The following is a 21,184-nucleotide window of genomic DNA, read 5'->3' as shown; positions in this document are numbered from 1 at the left end:
GTGGGACACGCCGTCCGCGCCCTCGGCGGGCACGGGCCGGGGGGGGCGGCGGCCCGCTCCGGCCGGCGCCCCGCGACAGGATCGGCCCTACTCGCCGGTGAGCGCGTTCACCAGGTCGGCGGCCGTGCGGCAGCGGTCGAACAGCTCGCCCACGTGGGCCTTGGTGCCGCGCAGCGGCTCCAAGGTCGGGACGCGCTGCAGGGACTCGCGGCCGGGGATGTCGAAGATGACCGAGTCCCAGGAGGCGGCCGCGACCGACTCGCTGAACTGGCTCAGGCAGCGGCCCCGGAAGTAGGCCCGCGTGTCGCCGGGCGGCGCCTCGATGGCCCGCTGGACCTCCTCCTCGGTGACCAGGCGCTGCATCCGGCCCCGGGCGACCAGCCGGTTGTACAGACCGCGGTCGGGGCGGATGTCGGAGTATTGCAGGTCGACGAGCTGCAGGCGCGGGTGGGACCAGGCCAGGCCGTCGCGGGTGCGGTAGCCCTCCAGCAGCTCCAGCTTGGCCACCCAGTCCAGCTCCCTGGACAGCTGCATCGGGTCTTCGGCCAGGCGGGTCAGGACCGACTCCCAGCGGTCCAGGACGTCCTTGGTGAGCTCGTCCACGCCGTTGCCGCTGCGCTCCTCGGCGTATTTGCGGGCCAGCTCCAGATACTCCATCTGGAGCTGGACGGCGGTGAGCTTGCGGCCGTCGCGCATCGCGATCTCGTATCGGAGCGTCGGGTCGTGGGAGACCGCGCGCAGCGCCTGGACGGGGTTCTCCACCGCGAGGTCGCGGGTGAAGTAGCCGTCCTCGATCATGGCCAGCACCAGCGCGGTGGAGCCGAGCTTCAGGTAGGTCGAGATCTCCGACATGTTGGCGTCGCCGATGATGACGTGCAGGCGGCGGTATTTCTCCGGGTCGGCGTGCGGCTCGTCCCGGGTGTTGATGATCGGCCGCTTGAGCGTGGTCTCCAGGCCCACCTCGACCTCGAAGAAGTCGGCCCGCTGGCTGATCTGGAAGCCCTCGCCCCGCGAGTCCTGGCCGATGCCGACCTTGCCGGCGCCGGTGACGACCTGCCGGGAGACGAAGAACGGCGTCAGGTGCCTGACGATGTCGGCGAACGGCGTGGCCCGCCGCATCAGGTAGTTCTCGTGGCAGCCGTAGGAGGCGCCCTTGTTGTCGGTGTTGTTCTTGTAGAGCTGGATCGGGGCGTTGGTCGGGATCGCCGACGCGCGGACCGCGGCGTCGTGCATGACCCGCTCCCCCGCCTTGTCCCAGATCACCGCGGCCCGCGGGTTGGTGCACTCGGGAGTGGAGTATTCGGGATGGGCGTGGTCGACGTAGAGCCGAGCGCCGTTGGTGAGGATCACGTTGGCCAGGCCCAGGTCCTCGTCGGTGAGCTGGCTCTGGTCGGCCACCTCCCTGGACAGGTCGAAGCCCCGGGCGTCGCGCAGCGGGTTCTCCTCCTCGAAGTCCCACCGTGCCCGCCGCGCCCTGGCGGCCGAGGCGGCCAGATAGGCGTTGACGACCTGGGAGGAGGTCACCATCGCGTTGGCCCCCGGCTGTCCGGGCACGGAGATGCCGTATTCCGTCTCGATGCCCATCACCCGCCGTACCGTCATGCGCACCCTCTGTTCATCCGGGACTTGACTTCTCCGCCGTATATATCCCCGACCCTAGACCCTTCACTATGCCCGGTGACCAGACAGTTATGGCACCGAGGCCGTTTCGCCCGTCGCGAAGGGCGTCCGGAAGGGCGGGGAGGGCGGTGCGGACGGCGGTGCGGACGGCGGTGCGGACGGCGGTGCGGACGGCGGTGCGGCCCCGCGGCGGCGCCTGGCCTTGACGAACTCCTGAACGGGCCGTTCGACCAGCCGGTACACCAGATAGGAGAAGGCCATCGCGGCCAACGTGGTGACCACGGCGGTCAGCCAGGGCGGCAGCGTGTCCCGCAGGGCGGGGATGATCAGGACGGCGGCCGTGGTGTGGAACAGGTAGAGCGGGTAGGTCAGGGCGCCCAGGACGACCAGGCCGCGCCAGCGCAGCCGGCTCAGCCAGCCGAGCGCCACCATCGCCATGAGCACGTAGAAACCGATCACGGTGGCCGCGACGGCCCACTCCGGCACGGGCATGGCGGCGTAGCCGACCTTCTCGATCCGCCCGGCGACCCGGTCGAGCGCCGAGTTGACCGCCAGGCCGGCGCTGATCCCGGCCAGGCACCACAGGACCAGCTTGGGCCCGTGCTTGGTCATCAGGAAGAAGGCCATGCCGCCGACGAAGTACGCCGCGTACTTGGGCATCACCACGAGGTCGACCCACTTGTCCTCGCTGCCGGTGAAGAACCCGGCCGCCAGCAGCCAGACCCCCATGAAGACGAGGCAGCGGTTGAACGTCACCCCGACGAGCACCAGGACCGAGATCAGCACGTAGAAGCGGAGCTCGGCCCAGAGCGACCAGTAGACGCCGTTGGCGTCGTAGACGCCGAAGGCGCGCTGGAGCATCGTGAGGTTGACCCCGTACTCCCCGGCGCTGAGCTTGGGGTCCAGCGCGGTGGCGGCGCTCAGGCCGTAGACCGCGGCCGTGGCGCCGACGCTGACCCAGTAGGCGGGGAACAGCCGCACCAGCCGGGACAGGGCGAAGGCGCCCAGCCCCCGGCCCCAGATGCTCATCAGGATGACGAATCCGCTGATCATGAAGAACAGCTCGACGCCCAGGATGCCGAGGCCGGACAGCGTGGAGATCGCCGGGAACAGCTCCGACGGGCGCTCCCCCCACACCGAGGCGAAGGCGATGAAGTAGTGGAAGGCGAGCACCGCCATGGCGGCGACGAAACGCAGGAGGTCGAGTTCGGCGAGGCGGCCGCTCCCCCGAGCCGCTCCACGGGACCCCACGCCGGTCACCTGACGACCGGGCCGAAATGTTCACGCACGCCACTTGGACGGCGTTTAGATCATTTGGGTTCCATGTGACGCCGCTTGACTTGCGGGACGGACGGGACGGCGCCCCCGCGGCGGGCCGGGTGCGGGCAGCGGGCTCCGGACCCCGGACGGCGCGGCCCTCCGGAGGGGCGCCGCGCCGGCGCGGGCGCCGCCGGGAACGCCGACGGCGCGGCTCTCCGGAAGGAGCGCCGCGCCGCCGTGGGTGGTGCCGGGAACGCCGGTGGCGCGGCCATCTCGGGGAACGCCGCGCCGCCGTGGGTGGGTCAGAGGTATTGGCCGGTGTTGGCCACCGTGTCGATGGACCGGCCGGCCTCGGTGCCCTGCTTGCCCGTCACGAGGGTGCGGATGTAGACGATCCGCTCGCCCTTCTTGCCGGAGATGCGGGCCCAGTCGTCGGGGTTGGTGGTGTTGGGCAGGTCCTCGTTCTCGGAGAACTCGTCCACGCAGGCCGCCAGCAGATGCTGGATCCGCAGGCCCTTCTGCCCGGACTCGAGGAACTGCTTGATCGCCATCTTCTTGCTGCGGTCGACGATGTTCTGGATCATGGCGCCGGAGTTGAAGTCCTTGAAGTACAGGACCTCCTTGTCGCCGTTGGCGTAGGTCACCTCGAGGAAGCGGTTCTCCTCGCTCTCGGTGTACATCCGCTCGACCACCCGCTGGATCATGCCCGAGATGGTGCCCTCGCGACTTCCGCCGTGCTCGGCGAGGTCCTCGGGGTGGAGGGGGAGGTCTTCGATGAGGTACTTCGAGAAGATGTCCTTGGCCGCCTCGGCGTCCGGCCGCTCGATCTTGATCTTGACGTCCAGGCGGCCGGGCCGCAGGATCGCCGGGTCGATCATGTCCTCGCGGTTGGAGGCGCCGATCACGATCACGTTCTCCAGGCCCTCGACGCCGTCGATCTCCGACAGGAGCTGGGGAACGATGGTGTTCTCGACGTCGGAGGAGACGCCCGAGCCGCGGGTCCGGAAGATCGAGTCCATCTCGTCGAAGAACACGATCACCGGGGTGCCCTCGGAGGCCTTCTCACGGGCCCGCTGGAAGACCAGGCGGATGTGCCGCTCGGTCTCACCGACGTATTTGTTGAGAAGCTCGGGACCCTTGATGTTGAGGAAGAAACTCTTTCCGGACTGGCCGGTCTTCTCCGCGACCTGCTTGGCCAGGGAGTTGGCGACGGCCTTGGCGATGAGCGTCTTGCCGCAGCCGGGCGGGCCGTACAGCAGCACACCCTTGGGCGGACGCAGTTTGTGCTCGCGGAAGAGGTCGGCGTGCAGGTAGGGAAGCTCGATCGCGTCCCGGATCTGCTCGATCTGCCGCATGAGCCCGCCGATCTCCTCGTAGGAGATGTCGGGCACCTCCTCCAGGACGAGCTCCTCGACCTCGGACTTGGGGATGCGCTCGTAGACGTAGCCCGAGCGCGGCTCCAGCAGCAGTGAGTCGCCGGCCCGGACCGGCTGGCCCAGCAGCGACTCGGCGAGCTTCACCACCCGCTCCTCGTCGGCGTGCGAGATCACCAGCGCGCGCTGGCCGTCCTCAAGGAGCTCCTTGAGCATCACGATCTCGCCGATGTCCTCGTATCCGAGGGCCTCGACCACGTTGAGCGCCTCGTTGAGCATGACCTCCTGGCCACGCTTCAGCGAGTCGGCGTCCACCGCTGGACTGACGTTCACCCGAAGTTTGCGGCCACCGGTGAAGACCTCCACCGTGCCGTCTTCCCTGCTTTCGAGGAACACGCCGAATCCGGATGGCGGCTGCGCCAACCGGTCGACCTCCTCCTTCAGCGCGACGATCTGGTCTCTGGCCTCCTTGAGGGTGGCCACCAGACGCTCGTTCTGGCCGGTGACGGCCGCCAGATTCGCCTGCACTTCATGGAGACGCTCTTCGATGACCCTGGCCTGCCGGGGAGACTCCGTCAGCTTCCGACGTAGCGCGGTGAGCTCCTCCTGCAGGAAGGAGACCTGTGTTGTGAGGTCAGCGACCTCCCGTTCGCGCTGCGCGGCTCGAGCCTCAGCGTCGTCGCGAGCTGCCACGGCGTCACCTCCTTCCCAGTCGAGACCGACTACTCAAAACCCTACCCATCTGGGGGCTGTCCGTTACCTGGTAGAGCAGTGTTCGTATGGCTACATTAAGTGGGCAATGATTAATCCCTTATGGTGCGTTTAGCCCTGGGAGCATGAGAACACGTCGATCTGTTCCCTTGTCACGGGTAAACGTACCGTCGTGGCCGAATCGTCATCATCTGGTGGAAGAACCGGGCTCTTCGCCATGTGCCCCCTTTGCCGGACGCCTACGACGGGGTGGTGGCGTCACCCCGTCCGCCATGCGGCGGGCGGTGACGAGGAAGCCGGTGTGCCCGACCATCCGGTGATCGGGCCGTACGGCCAGGCCCTCGACATGCCAGTCGCGAACCAGGGTCTCCCACGCATGGGGCTCGGTGAAACTCCCGTGTTCGCGGAGAGTTTCGACCGTGCGCGACAGCTGGGTGGTGGTCGCCACGTAGCAGCAGATGACACCGCCCGGCGTGAGCGCCTTGGCGGCGGCGTCGACGCACTCCCACGGAGCGAGCATGTCCAGGATGATCCGGTCGACGTCGCTCTCGTCGAGCGCCTCCACGAAGTCGCCCACCACCAGGCGCCACTGGTCCATCGGACCGCCGTAGAACTTCTCCACGTTCTTGGTGGCGATCTCGGCGAAGTCCGCACGCCGCTCGTAGGAGGTGACGCTGCCCTCGCCGCCGACGGCGCGCAGCAGGAAGCACGTGAGCGCCCCGGAGCCGACGCCCGCCTCGACGACGCGCGCGCCGGGGAAGATGTCGGCCATGGCGACGATCTGCGCCGAGTCCTTCGGATAGATGACCGCCGCGCCGCGGGGCATGGACAGCGTGTAGTCCTGGAGCAGGTGCCTGAACGCGAGATACTGGGTGCCGCCGGAGGAGCGCACCACCGACCCCTCGGGCTGGCCGATCAGCTCGCTGTGCGGGATCCCGCCCTTGTGCGTGTGGAAGACCCCGTCTTCCTTCAGCGTCACCGTGTGACGCTTGTTCTTGGGGTCGGTGAGCTGAACCTGATCCCCGGCCTGAAACGGCCCATGCCTGCGAAAACCCATGCCCGCAAGGTTATCGGCGTACGGCCGCCGCCCGGTCCGGCCCGGAGCCGCGCGCCCCCTGTTCAGGGGGGATCGGAAATGATTCGCCCACGATAGGGGTAGCTGATAGCACTTGAAGGGTGTTTCCTCGAGACGTGATCCCCGCCGGCCCGGTCGTCATGCGGGCACTCAGCACCGACGACGTGGAGCTGATCGCCCGCGCCTGCGCCGACCCGCAGATCCGGCGCTTCATCCCGACCGTGCCGGTGCCCTACACCCACGACGACGCGGTCTCCTACCTGAAGGTCGCCGAGCAGCTGTGGGAGAGCGGCGGCGCCTCCTTCGCCGTGGCGGACGCCGGCACGGGCGAGTGGCTGGGCAACATCGGGCTCAAGCCCCTCGACTCGCGCGGCAACGGCGAGATCGGCTACCTGATCGCGCCGTGGGCGCGGGGCCGCGGAACCGCCACGGCGGCCACCAGGGCGCTGACCGAGTGGGCCTTCGCCCACGGGGTGCGGCGCATGGAGCTGCTGGCCGACGTGGAGAACCTGCCCAGCCAGCGGGTCGCGCTGGCCGCCGGCTTCCACCGCGAGGGCGTGCAGCGCTCGGCCGAGGACCGGCGCGACGGCACCCGCGGCGACCTGGTCTCCTTCGCCAGGCTCTCGGACGACTCCGGTGACCGCACGCGGCCGTATCTGCCCCCCTTCCCCGGCGGCTCGCTGTCCGACGGCGTGGTACGGCTGACGCCGCTGGCCGAGGCCGACGCCGACGACTACCACGCGCTGCAGAACCTGCCGGAGGTCGTGGCCTACAGCGTGCCCCCGCAGGCCCCCGATCCGGTCGAGAGCGAGACGGCCTGCCGGGAGGCGGGCATGCGCTGGCTGGCGGGCGACCGGGTCGAGGTGGCCGTCCGCGACGCCGGGACCGGCGTCTTCACCGGGCACATCCAGCTCACCTCGGTCATCCCGCCGCTGGGCCAGGCCATGGTGGGCTACAGCACGCTGCCGGAGTTCCGCGGCCGGGGTTTCACCACCCGGGCGGTGAGCCTGCTGGTGGAGTGGGCCTTCGAGCACACGCCCCTGGCCCGGATCGTCGCGGGCACCTCCCCGGACAACGTCGCCTCGCACCGGGTGCTGGAGGGCGCGGGCTTCCACCGGGAGGCCCTCCTGCACGGGCTGCTGCCGGGTCCCGACGGCACGCGCCTGGACGACCTGCAGTGGTACCGCCTGCGCCCCCCGGGGTAGCCACGCGGCGAGGGGCCCTCAGTCGGCGCCGAACTCCGTCCTGAGCCTGGCGAAGGCCGCGTCGGTGCCCTGCAGGGCGCGGTCGATGTCGGCGTCGGTGTGGGCGGCCGACAGGAACCAGTTGTGCCAGGGGTGGAGGTAGACCCCCTCCCGCAGGCAGGCGGCCGACCAGAACATGCCCTTCTCCAAGGTGGCGTCGCCCTCGAAGGAGAGCCACGGGATCTGCGCCGGGCCGGTCTGGTTGACCACGAAGCCGTGGGCGGCGGCCTGCGCGGCCAGTCCCTCGCGCAGGCGGGTGCCCGCCCGCTCCATCAGGGCCACTCCGCCGATGTCGCGCAGGGTCTCGATGGTGGCCTTGGCCGCGGCCATCGGCGCCGCGTTGAACCAGAACGAGCCGGTGGAGTAGATGGTCTGGGCCGGGCCCCGCAGGGAGTCCACGCCCGTGACGGCGGCGATCGGGTGGCCGTTGGCCATGGCCTTGCTGAAGGCGTACAGATCGGGGCGGACCCCCAGGGTCTCCCACGAGCCGCCGAGGTCGAGCCGCCAGCCGCCGCGCACGTCATCGATCACCAGCGCCGCGCCGATCCGGTCGGCCAGGGCCCGCAGGCCCCGGGCGAACTCGGCGGCGGCGAGCTCCTGGTCCTCGAAGGAGTCGTGCTTGAAGGGCGTCACGATGATCGCCGCGACGTCGCCCTCCGCCCGGGCCGCGGCCTCCTCCGCGCTCGCCAGGTCGTTGTAGGCGTATTCGATCAGGTCGGCGCGCTCGTTGGGGGTGGTGCCCGACGGGCTGGGCGTGCACCAGGGGTCGGCCCCGTGGTAGGAGCCGTGGGCCATGAGCACCTTGGTCCGGCCGGTGGCGGCCCGGGCGACCATCAGCGCCTGGGTGGTGGCGTCGGTGCCGTTCTTGGAGAACATCACCCAGTCGGCCTGCGGGATCGTCTCCACCATGAGCTCGGCGAGCTCCACGTAGACCGGGCCGGGCCCGTTGAGGCAGTCGCCGGCGGCGAGCTGGGCGGCGACGGCGGCCTCCACGGCGGGGTGGCGGTGGCCGAGCACGACAGGGCCCCAGGAGCACATGAGGTCGATGTACTCGCGGCCGTCCGCGTCGAGCTGGCGGCATCCCTGGCCGCCGACGAAGAACTGCGGGTAGCCGGGGCCGTGCAGGGCCGCGTTGAGGTGGCCGTACATGCCGCCCGGGACGACCCTGGCGGCCCGCTCACGGAGGTTGGCGTCGATGGACATGTGTCGTCCTTTCACAGTTGGGACGGTCGCGGCCGGACGGCCGGGGCCGCGCAGGCGGCCGGCACCGGCCGGCTCATCGGCTCTCCCGTAGTTCCTGTGCCCCGTCGAGGCCGGCGTCCGAGCCGAGCCCTCCGGCGACCCGGGCGGCCACCGCGGTGCCGAGTTCCGCGGCGCCGGTCACGTCGCGGCCGTCGACCAGGCCGGCGATGAACCCGGCGCAGTAGGCGTCGCCGCAGCCGGTGGTGTCCACCACGGGGACGTCGAGGGCGGGCAGCCGGGTGAGGCCCGACGCGGTGGCGATCAGGCTGCCCTCGCCGCCCAGTGTGACCAGCACCGCCCTGGGCCCCTCGTCCAGCAGCGCGAGCGCGGCCTCCTCCACGCCGGCCGCGCCGCTCATCATGAGCGCCTGCTCCTCGTTGGGCAGCAGGTAGTCCACATACGGCAGAAAGCTCCGTGCGCCCGGCATCAGATCGGCCATATTGGACAGTAGGTCCATCGTGATGACCGTGCCCGCCCCCCGCGCCTCGGCCAGCAGGGCGAAGAAGTCCGGGTCGTGCAGGCCCCAGGTCGCGTCCATGCCGCCCAGGTGCACGACCCGCGCGCCGCTGACGCGCCCGCGGTCGAGGTCGGCGAGGGACAGGCCGAGGTTGGCGCCGGGCACGTGGAAGGAGGGGCGCCCCCCGTCGGGCCTGATGGGCAGGATCGAGGCGGCGGTCTGCTCGCCGTCCTTGCGGACGACGCCGGTGACGTCCACCCCGCGCCGCTCCATGATCATGAGGAGGAGATCGCCGAGCTCGTCGCCACCGACCGCCCCCATCGAGGCGACCGGGACGCCGAGCCCGGCCAGGCAGACGGCGGTCCCGGCGGCGGCGCCCGCCGCGGTGACGCGGATCTGCTCCAGCAGGTGGGTGTCCTGCCCGGCCGGGATCGACTCCACCGGCCGGGCGAGCACGTCCACGATGTGCACCCCGAGGGTGACGACAGTCATAGTGAGCCCTCCTCATGTCTTCAGCGGATAATAGACGGGCGCCCGAATACCGTGTCAACGAGGGAAACCAGGGAGGGCCGGATGCCGAAGATCGTCGACCACGGGGAACGCCGGGAGGAGGTCGTCGAGGCCGCCCGCCGCATCATCCTGCGCGAGGGTATCGAGGCGGCCACGACCAGGGCCATCGCCAAGGAGGCCGGTTACTCCAACGGCGTGCTCACCCACTACTTCGCCGACAAGGACGACATCATGCTGTCGGCGCTGCGCTCCTCGCACCGGCGCATCGTGGAACGGCTGCACGGCAAGCTCTCCGGCCGCGGCGGGCTGGCCGCGCTCCGCGAGCTCCTGCTCGACAACCTGCCGCTGGACGACGAGCGCGCCCGGGAGAGCGGGCTGGAGATCGGCTTCTGGAGCCGGAGCCTGACCAGCCCGGCGATGCTGGAGGCGCAGCGCGCCGAGGCCGAGGAGCTGCGCTATCTGGTGCGCAGCCTGCTCGGCGCGGCGGCCGAGGCCGGGGAGATCTCCACCGGGGAGGATCTCGGCGACGTCACCGAGCGGCTGCTGGCCCTGGTGGACGGGCTGAGCGTGCGCAGCCTGCTCTACCCCGACCGGCTCGGCGCGCAACGCCTGGAGAGGCTGCTCGGCGCCGAGCTGGACCGGCTTCAGGCCACCAGCGCGTAGAGCCGGTCGGCCAGCCCCCCGGCGGTGGGCCGCCCGGCCACGTCCCCGATACAGGCGTGCACCAGCTCGGCCAGCTCGGGCCCCAGGCCGGGGTGGAGCGACGGCGGCGTGCTGTAGACCTTGCGCAGGGTCAGCAGCGGGTCGTGGACGGGCAGCTCGCCGTACAGGCCGGTGCGGGTCACCGCCCAGTGCAGCGTCGCGCCGAGCGACCACACGTCCCCGGCGGGAGCGGGCCTGTCGCCCTGCAGCAGCGCCGGGTCGGTGAACTCCACCGAGCCGATGCCGCCCATCCCGGTCACCGTCGCCCCCGGCATCAGCACCTGCGACAGCCCCAGGTCCGAGAGCTTGCCCCCCTCGTCGGTGAGCAGCACGTTGCCGGGGCGGATGTCGCGGTGCACGATGCCCTCCTCGTGCAGCGCCTGCGCGGCGTGGGCCACGCAGGCGACCGAGCGCAGCGCCCGCTCCCGCGACGGCGGCTCGGCGGGCCTGCCCAGCGAGCCGCCGGGCAGATACTCCATCGAGTAGTAGAAGACCCCGCCCTGCTGGCCCGCGTCGTAGAGCGTCACCAGGTACGGCGAGCGCACCGCGGCGAAGGCCTTCAGCTCGCGCGTGGCCCGCCGGAAGGCGTCGCCGCCGGTACCCCCCACCACCTTCACCGCGACGTACTCGGCCTCGACCGGCAGGCGGCCTGGCCTCCTCGCCAGATAGAACTCGCCATGGTTGCCCGCCCCCAGCGAGCGGACGAACTCGTAGTCGGCGATGCCGTCCACCGATATCTCCCCTCCGCGCCTCACGCGCCCCTCGCGGCCACGTCCCGCACACGGTAACGTCGCCATGGTCATTCTCGGGGCTTTTCATTACGTACGGGAAGCGTGTTCGCAAGTGCTCCACGTGGATCTGCTCCTGCTCGACCTGGTGATCGTCCTGGCCGCCGCGCGACTGCTGGGGGCGCTCGCCAGACGGCTCGGCCAGCCTCCGGTCGTCGGTGAGATCGTGGCGGGCATCCTGCTCGGCCCCACGCTCCTCGGCCCGCTCATCGGCGAGAAGCTGTTCGGCGCGGAGATGCGCCCCCCGCTCCAGGCGCTGGCGAACGTCGGCCTGGTGCTGTTCATGTTCGTCGTCGGCCTGGAGCTGGACCAGAAACTGGTCAGGGGCAAGGGCCGGATCGCGGTGACCGTGGCGCTCGGTTCCACCGTGCTGCCGTTCGTCCTGGGCTGCGCGCTCGCGCTCGGCATCGCCGGCGACCACGTGGGCGGCGCCAAGACGCTCGCGTTCGTGCTGTTCATGGGCGCGGCGATGGCCGCCACCGCCTTCCCGGTGCTGGCGCGCATCCTCACCGACCGCGGCATGCAGCGCATCGCGCTCGGCGGCCTGTCGCTGGCCGCCGCCGCGGTGATCGACGTGCTCGCCTGGACGGTGCTCGCCGTGGTGGTGGGCATCGCCGGGGCCGGCGACGCCGAGGGGCAGTGGAAGGTCCTGCTCGCCGTGCCGTACGCGCTGGTGATGTTCCTGGTGGTCCGGCCGCTGCTGGCCCGGCTGGTGCCGGCCCACGAGAAGGCGGGGCGGCTGACGCCGAGCCTGCTGTCGCTGGTGCTCATCGGCCTCATCGGCTCGGCCTGGGCCACCGAGTGGATGCACGTGCACTTCATCTTCGGGGCGTTCATGTTCGGCGCGGTGATGCCCCGCGAGGGCGCCGAGCGCCTCAACCACGAGATCCTGGAACGGCTGGAGCAGCTCGCGGTGCTGTTGCTGCTGCCGATGTTCTTCGTGGTGGCGGGGCTCAACGTCGACCTCCGCGCGCTGGACCTGTCCAGCCTCGGCACGCTGGCCGCGATCCTGGCGGTGGCGGTCGGCGGCAAGCTGCTCGGCTCCTACGCGGCGGCGCGGGCGCAGCGGCTGCCCAACCGGCAGTCCTGGGCGATGGCCACCCTGCTCAACACCCGCGGCCTGACCGAGATCGTCATTCTCACCGTCGGCCTGCAGAAGGGCGTGCTCGACAACGAGCTCTACTCGCTGATGGTGGTGATGGCCCTCGTCACCACCGCGATGACCGGCCCGCTGCTGCGCTGGGTGTATCCCGAGCGGCGGGTGGCCCGCGACATCGCCGAGGCCGAGCGGGCCGCCCTCGGCGAGAGCGCCGCCCACCGGGTGCTGGCCGTCGTCCCGGGCTCCCCCGCCGAGCAGGGGCCGCTGGCGGACCTGGCGGCCACCCTGGCCCGGGCCGCCTCCCCGTCGGAGGTGGTCCTCGCCCACCTGCGCCCCTACCCGCGGGGCCGCCTGGAGGTCGGCAACGGCCTGTCCTTCGAGCTCGCCGAGCTGGCCGAGACCCTCCACGAACTGGAGAGCCTCGCCGCCACGGCCCGCCGCCACGGCTCCGAGGCCAAGGTCGTGAGCCGGTTCAGCGGCGACGTGGCGGCCGAGCTGCCCGAGCTGGTCGGCGGCGCGCAGCCCGATCTGGTGGTGCTGCCGGCCGGCGCCCCCGGCTACGCCGGGATCCGCGCCGCCGCCGTCTGCCGCGTGGTGACGGTCTCCGCGCTCCCGGAGGCTCCCGGCCCCCAGGATGGCCCCCTGGGCTCTGCGGCCTCCCCGGACGTCCCCGGCCGCCCCCAGGCGCCCCTGGACGGTCCCGGCCACCAGACAGCCGCGGGGCCGCCGGCCTCCGCCGGTCTCCGGACCTCCCCGGACGGCCCCGGCGCCCCGGGCTCCCCGGACCCCTCCGGCCAGGTCCTGGCCGCGGCGGGGCCGATCGCGGTGCACCACGGCGCCGGCGACGCCGCGGCCCACGTGGCGCTCACCCTCGCCCTCCTGCAGGGGCGCCCGCTGGTCGTCGCCGGCGGCGGCCGGGCCTCGGCCCTGGCCCAGCGGCTGGCCAGACTCGGGGTGGCGGCCACCTCCGGCCCGGTCCCGGCCGGCGCGCTCGTCGTGGCCCCCGACACCGGGACAGCCGTGGACGGCGCCCACCTGCTGGTCCGCGCCGAGCAGGACGCCGACCCGGTGGACTGGGCCGCGGCCGTCTCCGCCGTGCGCGCCCCCGCGGACCGGCCCTGACCGGGGCGACGGCCGCTCCTGCTCCCGCTGCTGCTCCCGTTCCGGCGAGCGGGAGCGGGAGCACGGGCATCACCCGGGTCACGCCGCGCCGGGACACCCCCGCAAGGTCTTGTCACGGGCTCCGAGGAGGGTGAGGGACCTCTCGTCCGGCGGCCGCGTCCGCAGGCCCGTGGGAGATCCTCCTGGGCCGGCGGCACCTCCGTACGCGGCGCGCCGTCGCTCTGCGAGGAGGAGGTCGTCCGACCGCGGCGGACGGTGAGGGAAAGGGGAGTGCCCGCTCCTTTCCACTCTTAACGTATAGCGCACCGGGGGGCTTGCCACAAGACCCGGGTCGTGCCGCAGAATCATCGGCCGAGGCCGGAACCTGCGGAAATCGGGAGTCACGGAGTGCGTGTGTTGTCGTCGACGTATGGGTCGCGCGGGGGACGTCGAACCGCTGGCGGGACTCGCGGTGAGTTTGCGGGAACCCCGCGCGGAGGTGCGGGTGTGCGCGCCGCCGGACAGGGAGTCCGCGGTGCCGCCGGCCGGTGCCGGCGTGCCGCCGGTGCCCGCGTGAGCCACGCGGGGCCGCCGAGCCAGGACCCAGAACACCAGAACCCGCAGGACCCTGGCGGCCTGAACCGGCAACGGCCACGGGGCCACCTCAGGCGGAGCGCCGCCCGTCATGGCCACCAGGTCCGTCACGCCGGTCCGGACGCCTTGCCACGCGTAACGGCCGCAAGCCACCTCTAATCGGAGCTGATACCGTGAACCCGCTGACCACCAGCGCGTTTGACCTTCCCGACCATCTCTCCCCCAAGGCCGACCCGGCGCTGATCGCCGGCGACGAGCAGCACTTCGCGGCCATCGCGGAGAGCCTTGAGCAGTCGATAGCCGACCTGTCCGACCGCCTCGACACCGAGCGCAGGGCGCCCGGCGGCATCGGCCGGCAGGCGATGGACCGGGACTTGGAGATCCACCGGCTGACCGCTCGCCTGCGAGCCCTGCGCCGCTTCGGTCTGGACCTGTGCCTCGGGCGCATCGTCGGCGCGGACGACCCCGAGCCCGTGTACATCGGACGGCTCGGCCTCACCGACAGCGCGGGCCGCCGGCTGCTGCTCGACTGGCGCTCCCCCGCGGCTGAGCCGTTCTTCGGCGCCACCCACGCCAACCCGATGGGGCTGGCGAGCCGCCGCAGGTACCGCTGGACCCGCGGCCGGATCAGCGACTACTGGGACGAGGTGTTCACCTCGGACGGGTTCGAGGGGCACGCCGCGCTCGACGACCAGTCCGCCTTCATCGCCAGCCTGGGCGGCAACCGGTCGGCCCGGATGCGAGACGTGCTCGGCACCATCCAGGCCGACCAGGACGCCATCATCCGCGCGGGATCCCGCGGCGCTCTCGTCGTCGACGGCGGTCCGGGTACGGGGAAGACCGTCGTCGCGCTGCACCGCTCCGCCTACCTCCTCTACTCCGACCCCCGCCTCGGTCACCGCCGGGGCGGCGTGCTGTTCGTCGGTCCGCACCAGCCCTACCTGGCCTACGTCGCCGACGTCCTCCCCAGCCTCGGAGAGGAGGGCGTGCAGACCTGCACCCTGCGGGACCTCGTCACCGAGGGAGCCGCGGCGGCGATCGAGACCGACCCGGAGGTGGCTCTCCTGAAGTCGTCGGCGGACCTGCTGAAGGCGATCGAGCCGGCCGTCAGGTTCTACGAGAACCCGCCCACCAAGGGGATGACGGTCACGACCCCCTGGTCCGACATCTGGCTGAGCGCCGACGATTGGGCCGAGGCGTTCGAGGCACCGGAACCCGGTACTCCGCACAACGAGGCGCGTGACCGGATCTGGGAGGAACTGCTCACGATCCTGATGGACAAGCACGACGACGACGTCTCGGCCGACCTGCTCCGGAAGTCGCTGCTGCAGGACAGGGAGCTGCTCACGACCTTCAACAGGGCGTGGCCGCTGATCGAAGCGGCTGACCTCGTCGGAGACCTGTGGTCGGTACCCGCCTACCTGCGGAAGTGCGCTCCCTGGCTCAGCCCCGACGAGGTCCGGAAGCTGCAGCGCGGGGACGCCCAGGCCTGGACGGTGTCCGACCTGCCGCTCCTGGACGCGGCACGGCAGCGGCTCGGCGACCCGGAGGCGTCACGGCGCAAGCGCCGGCAGGAAGCCGCTCTCGCCGCCCAGCGCGAGCACATGGCCCAGGTCGTCGAGAACCTGATCGAGGCCGACGACGACGGCGAAGGGCTCGTGACGCAGCTGCGCCGAGCGGACCTCCAGCGGAATCTGGTCGACGAGTCCGAGCTGCCCACCCTCGACCCGGACCTGCTCGCCGGCCCGTTCGCGCACATCGTCGTGGACGAGGCCCAGGAGCTGACCGACGCGGAGTGGCAGATGTTGCTGCTCCGGTGCCCGTCCCGGAGCTTCACCATCGTCGGGGACCGCGCCCAGGCCAGGCACGGGTTCACGGAGTCGTGGCAGGAACGGCTCGACCGGATCGGGCTCGACCGGGTCGACCTGGCCTCCCTGAGCATCAACTACCGGACGCCGGAAGAGGTCATGGCGGAGGCCGAGCCGGTCATCCGGGCCGCGCTCCCGGACGCCAACGTGCCGACCTCCATCCGCAGCAGCGGTGTCCCCGTCGTGCACGGATCCACTTCGGACCTGGGCTCGGTCCTCGACGCCTGGCTCGCCGCGCATGCCGACGGGATCGCCTGCGTCATCGGTGATCCCACGTTCCGGGCGACGTCCCACGTCCGGTCGCTGAGCCCGGAGCTGTCGAAGGGGCTCGAGTTCGACCTGGTCGTCCTCATCGACCCGGAGGCGTTCGGCGAGGGCATCGAAGGAGCGGTCGACCGCTATGTCGCGATGACCCGGGCGACCCAGCGGCTCGTCATCCTCACGAGCTCCTGACGTCGGCCGGACGGCCCCCGCTCCCGGTGTGGACCTCGGCGTGCTCATCCGCGCCGGAGCTGTCGTGGTGCGCGGCGACGGCGGTGGCGCGGGTGCGTGCGGGCTACGCGTCCCTGGTGTTCCACCATCGCAGTCCGCGGGACGTGGGCGGCCCGTGGTCGTGGGGCCACGCGCTGGAGGACACGGCGGCGGTCGTGGCCGGACTGCGCGACATGGAGGCGGCCGGCGACTCGTGGCGGCCGGCCGGGCGGCACGGCGTGGGCCGTGCCGCCCGGCCGGACCGGCTAGCGGTTGCGGTGCGACTCGTAGCGCATGGTGCGGGAGACGCCGATCCGCACGGTCGTGCCGGGCAGGATCGCCACCGCCTCGTTCGGCGGGATGTCGTAGAAGTTGGGGTCGCCCGGCGGCTGGATCTGGGTGCCGTTGACCGACCCCAGGTCGACCAGGTTGACGTCCCAGCCGTCCAGCGCCACCCGCAGGTGACGGCGGGACACCGAGCCGTCGGGACTGGTGACCTTGGCGGGGCGGACGGAGCCGTCGGCGACCTCGGGGGCCCGCTCGGGGTCGCGGCCGACCAGGTAGTCGGTGTCGAGGCGGAGCGTCATGCCGTCGTCGAGGAGCAGCACGCCCAGCGGCGGGCGCGGCCCCTTGTAGGGGACGAGCGTGCGCTGCACCAGCGCGATGCCGCAGACCGCGCAGTATGGCACCCGGGGGTCGTTGAAGTGGTCGTTCTTGCAGTCGACCCCGTAGACCAGCGGCCGCGACTCCGGCTCGGCCGGCTCCGGCCCGGACGGCTGGGGCTCGGGCGCGGCCTGCGGACCGCCCGGGGTCAGCAGTTCGTACTCGAACGGCTGGTCGCGGACGTCGACGGGGTCGCCGCCGATCCCGCTCACCCTGGCGGCCTCCCCCTCCTCCTGCTGCGGGACGGCGGCCGGCAGGGGCCCGGACGGCGGACCCGGGACGGGGTCGGGCTGCCAGGCCGCCGGGGGCGCGGAGAACTGCGGCTCCGGCGCGGGCTGCGGGGCGGGGGCCGGAGGGTAGTGCTCGGGAGAGCTCATCGGATAGGGCGCCGGAGGCGGACCGTCGGCCGCCGGAGCCGGCCGCTCGGGATACGCCGCGGCCTGCGGCGCCTCCGTCTGAGGGACGGCCTCCACGGGGACGACCTCCACCGGTACGGCCGGCGGCCGGGCGGCCGGCGCGGCGGCCTCCGCCCGGGACGCGGAGCGCTGGGCGGCCGGTGGCGCCCCGGCCTCGGTCAGGTCGCACGAGACCCCGCCGGCGACGATCACACCGCTGTCCAGCCGGGCGAGCGGGTGCGCCGCGCCGGCGTCGGGCAGGCGCAGCTCCACCCGGGTCACCGGGCCGGGCACCAGCCGATCGGACCAGGTGAGCGCGTCACGGCCGGCCAGCTGGACCTCTCCACCGGAACCGGTGACCGACGCGTACGCCGGGCCGCTGACCAGCACGGCCACTCCCCCGGCGACGGGACCGGCGACGGCGCACGCCACGGGCTCGCCCATCATGACGGCCAGCACCTGGGCGATCCGGCGGGCGAGCGCGCGGCCGTCCCCGCCGGAGGCCGCGGTCTCCCGCAGCGCCCCCAGCAGATCGTCCACGACGGCCTCGGCCGCGTCACACACCAGCAGCAGGCCATCCACGTGGGCGACCAGCCCGTTGCCCGGAAGCGGACGCACCACCCCGAAGCCCTCGTCGGTCACAGAACTCTCCCTCCCCGAAAACGCCATCGGATGAACGGCACGCGCATCGGACCGTTCGCCACCAGCCAGACGCATACCCAGACGACCGTGAAATGCGTCCAGAACGCGGCCGGCGGGACCGGGTCGATGAAATCGGCTGCATCGGACCGTAGCAAAAAGTACAGCAGAAGACCTTCGGGAACGAGCGTCAGCAAACCGAACAGCGTCGGCCAGTCCTTCTCCCATCGGAACTGCATGAGGAAGTGGTAGACCAGCTCCCAGCCGATCCCCAGCACGGCGACCGCGGCCAGGACCACGAAGCCGGTGGCGTAGCGGTCGCCGAGCGGCCCGGAGAGGCTGGGCAGCACCGGCACGATCAGCAGCGTGATGATCGCGCCCACGGTGGCGAGCAGGAAGAGGCGCGTCTGGATGCGCCCCATCAGAGTCGGAACCACGGGGGATTACTCCTTACACCGGCGAGTTGAAGGCCCATTTGAACCACTGCGAGGTCGACCGCAGCGGTCCCATCTTGCGGACGAACCCCCGTCTGGCCAGGTCGTCGGCGATCTCCTGGGCCGCGATCTGCAGCCCGAGGAAGGTGTCGACACCGGGGAAGTAGCCGCCCAGCGTCGCCGATCCGGAGGCGTACAGGGCGCCGTCGCCGCTGGCCGTACCCTTCACCTCGAAGTGGCGCTCCACCTCCAGCCGTCCGACCGGGTTGCGGTAGGCCCCGCCGTGCCGGAGCAGGTCCTCGTAGATCCGGTGCTCGGCGATGTCGGCCTCGAGACCCGTGCAGTCGATGATGTAGTCGGCCACCGGCTCGCGGACGATGCCGTCGCTGCTGCGCACGTAGCTGACCAGCCGCCCGTCGGGGGCGCGCTCCACCCGGTCCACGGTGCCCTGCACCGGGTGGTAGTAGCCGCCGCTGCGGCCCGCCCGCATCTGCTCCTGCCAGCGCCGGCGGTAGGGGGTGTTGGTGCCGCCCATCTCCTTGTACTTGGCGGCCCGCTCGGCCCCCTCCAGCTTGCGCATCTGCGCCTTGAGCTGGCCGCCCCAGACCGACTTGGGGTAGTTGAAGCCCTGGTAGGCCCAGCCGTCGCCGCCCTTGCGGCGCGCCCAGATGTGCGGGCCGTGGGAGCCGCTGACGAAGGTCCGGAAGATGTGCACGATCTGGGTCTGCAGCCGGAACTTCTCCCGGTCGTCGAACAGGCGCTGCAGCACGCGGGAGGCCACGATGCCGCCGCCCCGGATGACCACCGTGCCGGGCCGGGTCTTGAGGAACTCGTAGACCTGCTCGTGCGGCTCGTAGGCGTTCACCACGTGCTGGTAGTCACCGTGCTTGGTACGGAACTCCTGCAGGTCGGGCAGGAACTTCAGACCCGGGTAACCGATCGCGATGTGCACGAAGCGCGAGCGGAAGATGATCCGCTTGGTCGGCGCCGTGCCCTCCGGCGGGGTGACCACGGTGAAGTAGCCGCCGCCAGCCCGGCGGCGGACCATCCGGACCTGGCCCTTGACCAGCATGTCCCAGTAGTTGATGCGCTTGGCCTCGCGTTCGAGGCTCTCGAAGACCGTGCCGGCGCGCGGCGTCCAGTAGTCGTTCAGGAGCGGCTCGGTCAGCAGCTGCCACAGGTAGGCCGGGGTCTTGTCGGTCCAGGTCTCCTGCAGGGCGTAGGAGGGGAAGCCCCAGAGGTTGTCGGGGCGCGAGGAGGAGTCGGAGCGGATCCGCTCGGAGCGGGGGATCTGCGAGCACCTGGTCAGGAACTCGTAGGTCTGCCACGGATGGTCGATGTTGGAGACCACCCGCATCTGGGAGGTGGGCACGCCGTAGACGCGCAGGTAGTCCAGCGTCACGAAGGAGCCCATGCCGCCGCCGACCGTCAGGAAGGGGATGTCGTACATGGGGATCCCGGCTGCCGCGACCAGCTGGTCGCTCCACTCGGGCGTGTTGATCAGCTCCGGAGTGAGGTCACCGGCCGACGCCGGCGTGTTGGGGGGTGCCAATTGTGCGTCCCTTAGCTACATGGCCAACCGGTCAGGTCGTCCAGAACACTAGTCGTGGTGCGCACCGAAAACGAGAGGACGGACGGTGCGTTCTTCCCCCCGCACCGCCGCCTCGTCACAGCACGCAACCAGTGAGACGCCCGAAGTCCCCCGATGGTTCGCTCAGACCCCGCTGAACACCCGGTTCACATCCGACGTGGCCAGCACTCCGAAGATCTCGCCGCCGCGTTCCACGAGGAGGTATTCCCCCGCCGGGGCCTCGCGCATGGCGTCGATCAGGGACTCCCCCGACAGGTCGGCGGCCAGCACCAGCGACGGTTCGAGGCTGCGCGCCAGCGAGCCGGCCGTCACCCAGGGACGGCGGTTCTCCGGGGTGGACTCCACCGCGACCTCGTTGACGATCCCCGTCGGACGGCCCTCGTGGTCGACCACCACCATCGCGCCCGCCTGGGCCTCCGCGGCCCGGCGCAGGGCCTCGGCCAGCGGCACGTCGCCGGTCACCGCGATGGCCCGCCGGGCCAGGGCGCGGGCGTTGACCTGCGGGATGCGGGCGCGGACCCGGGCCCCGCGCAGCGCCTGGGTGGCGCCGAGCCAGATGAAGGAGGCCAGCAGCACCGACCAGATGAGCTCCCAGCCCGGCGTCTGCCCGCTCATCAGCGCCAGACCGACGGGCACCGCGACCAGGACGACGGCCAGCACACGGCCCACCCAGGCGGCGGCGATCGTGCCCGAGCCGGGGTTGCGGGTGGCCTTCCAGACCCCGGCGCGGAGCATGCGCCCGCCGTCGAGCGGCAGCCCCGGCAGGAGGTTGAAGATGCCGACGATCAGGTTGGCGAACCAGAGCTGGAAGGTCAGCACCCCGAGGATGGTGCCCGGGTCGATGACCTGGTAGGCGGCGAACCCGATCCCGGCCAGCCCGAGCGAGAGCAGCGGCCCGGCGAAGGCCACCATGAACTCCCGGCCCGGGGTCTCCGGCTCGCGCTCGATCTCCGAGACGCCGCCGAGCAGGTAGAGCGTGATGCGGCGGACCGGCAGGCCGTACATCCTGGCGACCACGCAGTGCGCCAGCTCGTGCAGCAGCACCGACACGTACAGCAGCACCGCGAACAGCAGCGCCACGGCATATGTCGTCGGGACGGCCAGCTCGGGCAGTTGGGCGATCACGATGGGCTGGTAGGTGAAGGTGATGAACGCCGCCACGATGAGCCAGGTCGGCGAGACGTAGACCGGGATGCCGAACGGCCGGCCCATCCGCAGCCCTGGGCTGTTCTGACGCGGGCTCTCGCTGCTCACCGCTGGCTCACCACTCCTCGTTCGCTGCGCCTTCGGCCTTGATGCTACGCGCCATCGGGCCGTCCGCAGACGTCGCGAGGCCACCTTGAGCAC

Annotated in this window: 15 protein-coding genes; 4 read left to right on the top strand and 11 right to left on the bottom strand. The window is 71.7% G+C overall.

The genetic code is table 11. From position 1 onward, the window contains the following. Positions 1-87: 87 nt before the first annotated feature. The 4 genes from dop to J2S55_RS33620 form a co-directional block, all read right to left on the bottom strand. The gene (dop, locus tag J2S55_RS33635) at positions 88-1,602 is read right to left on the bottom strand and encodes a depupylase/deamidase Dop (protein ID WP_306869132.1); all 1,515 of its coding nucleotides are present in this window, start codon (positions 1,600-1,602) and stop codon (positions 88-90) included. An 87-nt stretch (positions 1,603-1,689) separates the two neighbouring features. Then, positions 1,690-2,871, bottom strand: a complete 1,182-nt coding sequence (locus tag J2S55_RS33630) for an acyltransferase family protein (RefSeq protein ID WP_306869130.1) — start codon at positions 2,869-2,871, stop codon at positions 1,690-1,692. A gap of 311 nt (positions 2,872-3,182) precedes the next feature. After that, a complete protein-coding gene (arc, locus tag J2S55_RS33625; protein ID WP_306869126.1) occupies positions 3,183-4,946 on the bottom strand; it encodes a proteasome ATPase in 1,764 nt (587 codons plus the stop codon). A gap of 205 nt (positions 4,947-5,151) precedes the next feature. Continuing rightward, on the bottom strand, positions 5,152-6,021 hold the full coding sequence (locus J2S55_RS33620) for a tRNA (adenine-N1)-methyltransferase (RefSeq protein ID WP_306869123.1): 870 nt from the start codon (positions 6,019-6,021) through the stop codon (positions 5,152-5,154). Positions 6,022-6,140: 119 nt separating this feature from the next. Here J2S55_RS33620 and J2S55_RS33615 point away from each other — a divergent pair, with 119 nt between their 5' ends. Continuing rightward, positions 6,141-7,244 (top strand): GNAT family N-acetyltransferase, encoded by a 1,104-nt coding sequence (locus tag J2S55_RS33615; RefSeq protein WP_306869121.1) that lies wholly within the window; start codon positions 6,141-6,143, stop codon positions 7,242-7,244. Positions 7,245-7,262: 18 nt separating this feature from the next. On the opposite strand, the gene J2S55_RS33610 is transcribed toward J2S55_RS33615, so the two are convergent. Both J2S55_RS33610 and J2S55_RS33605 read right to left on the bottom strand, forming a co-directional pair. After that, positions 7,263-8,486, bottom strand: a complete 1,224-nt coding sequence (locus J2S55_RS33610) for an aminotransferase class III-fold pyridoxal phosphate-dependent enzyme (RefSeq protein WP_306869117.1) — start codon at positions 8,484-8,486, stop codon at positions 7,263-7,265. Between the two features lie 73 nt (positions 8,487-8,559). Then, entirely contained in the window at positions 8,560-9,474 is a 915-nt protein-coding gene (locus J2S55_RS33605) for a carbohydrate kinase family protein (protein ID WP_306869114.1), read from the bottom strand. An 81-nt stretch (positions 9,475-9,555) separates the two neighbouring features. Here J2S55_RS33605 and J2S55_RS33600 point away from each other — a divergent pair, with 81 nt between their 5' ends. Further along, positions 9,556-10,155 (top strand): TetR/AcrR family transcriptional regulator, encoded by a 600-nt coding sequence (locus tag J2S55_RS33600; protein ID WP_306869112.1) that lies wholly within the window; start codon positions 9,556-9,558, stop codon positions 10,153-10,155. On the opposite strand, the gene J2S55_RS33595 is transcribed toward J2S55_RS33600, so the two are convergent. Next, positions 10,137-10,925, bottom strand: a complete 789-nt coding sequence (locus J2S55_RS33595; protein WP_306869110.1) for a serine/threonine-protein kinase — start codon at positions 10,923-10,925, stop codon at positions 10,137-10,139. The two genes, J2S55_RS33600 and J2S55_RS33595, sit on opposite strands and share 19 nt — an antisense overlap. Positions 10,926-11,037: 112 nt before the next feature. Here J2S55_RS33595 and J2S55_RS33590 point away from each other — a divergent pair, with 112 nt between their 5' ends. Further along, positions 11,038-13,203: a cation:proton antiporter domain-containing protein gene (locus J2S55_RS33590; RefSeq protein WP_306869108.1), complete on the top strand. Its 2,166-nt coding sequence runs from the start codon at positions 11,038-11,040 to the stop codon at positions 13,201-13,203. A 746-nt stretch (positions 13,204-13,949) separates the two neighbouring features. Beyond that, positions 13,950-16,097, top strand: coding sequence for an RNA polymerase recycling motor ATPase HelR (helR, locus tag J2S55_RS33585; protein ID WP_306869106.1), 2,148 nt, complete (start codon positions 13,950-13,952; stop codon positions 16,095-16,097). Positions 16,098-16,381: 284 nt separating this feature from the next. Here helR and J2S55_RS33580 read toward each other — a convergent pair whose 3' ends face one another. From J2S55_RS33580 to J2S55_RS33565, 4 genes are all read right to left on the bottom strand, one after another. After that, entirely contained in the window at positions 16,382-17,815 is a 1,434-nt protein-coding gene (locus J2S55_RS33580; protein ID WP_306869103.1) for an FHA domain-containing protein, read from the bottom strand. Further along, the gene (locus J2S55_RS33575; RefSeq protein WP_306869101.1) at positions 17,812-18,249 is read right to left on the bottom strand and encodes a hypothetical protein; all 438 of its coding nucleotides are present in this window, start codon (positions 18,247-18,249) and stop codon (positions 17,812-17,814) included. Before J2S55_RS33575 ends, J2S55_RS33580 begins: the two co-directional genes overlap by 4 nt. A 13-nt stretch (positions 18,250-18,262) precedes the next feature. Then, positions 18,263-19,798 (bottom strand): hypothetical protein, encoded by a 1,536-nt coding sequence (locus J2S55_RS33570; RefSeq protein WP_306869099.1) that lies wholly within the window; start codon positions 19,796-19,798, stop codon positions 18,263-18,265. Positions 19,799-19,960: 162 nt separating this feature from the next. After that, on the bottom strand, positions 19,961-21,049 hold the full coding sequence (locus J2S55_RS33565; protein ID WP_306875682.1) for a site-2 protease family protein: 1,089 nt from the start codon (positions 21,047-21,049) through the stop codon (positions 19,961-19,963). Between the last annotated feature and the right edge of the window lie 135 nt (positions 21,050-21,184).

Origin of the sequence: Streptosporangium brasiliense, from assembly GCF_030811595.1 — a bacterium.
Lineage (GTDB): Bacteria > Actinomycetota > Actinomycetes > Streptosporangiales > Streptosporangiaceae > Streptosporangium > Streptosporangium brasiliense.
The sequence above is the reverse complement of the archived record's forward strand: the minus strand, read 5'-3'. Positions and strand labels throughout refer to the sequence as shown.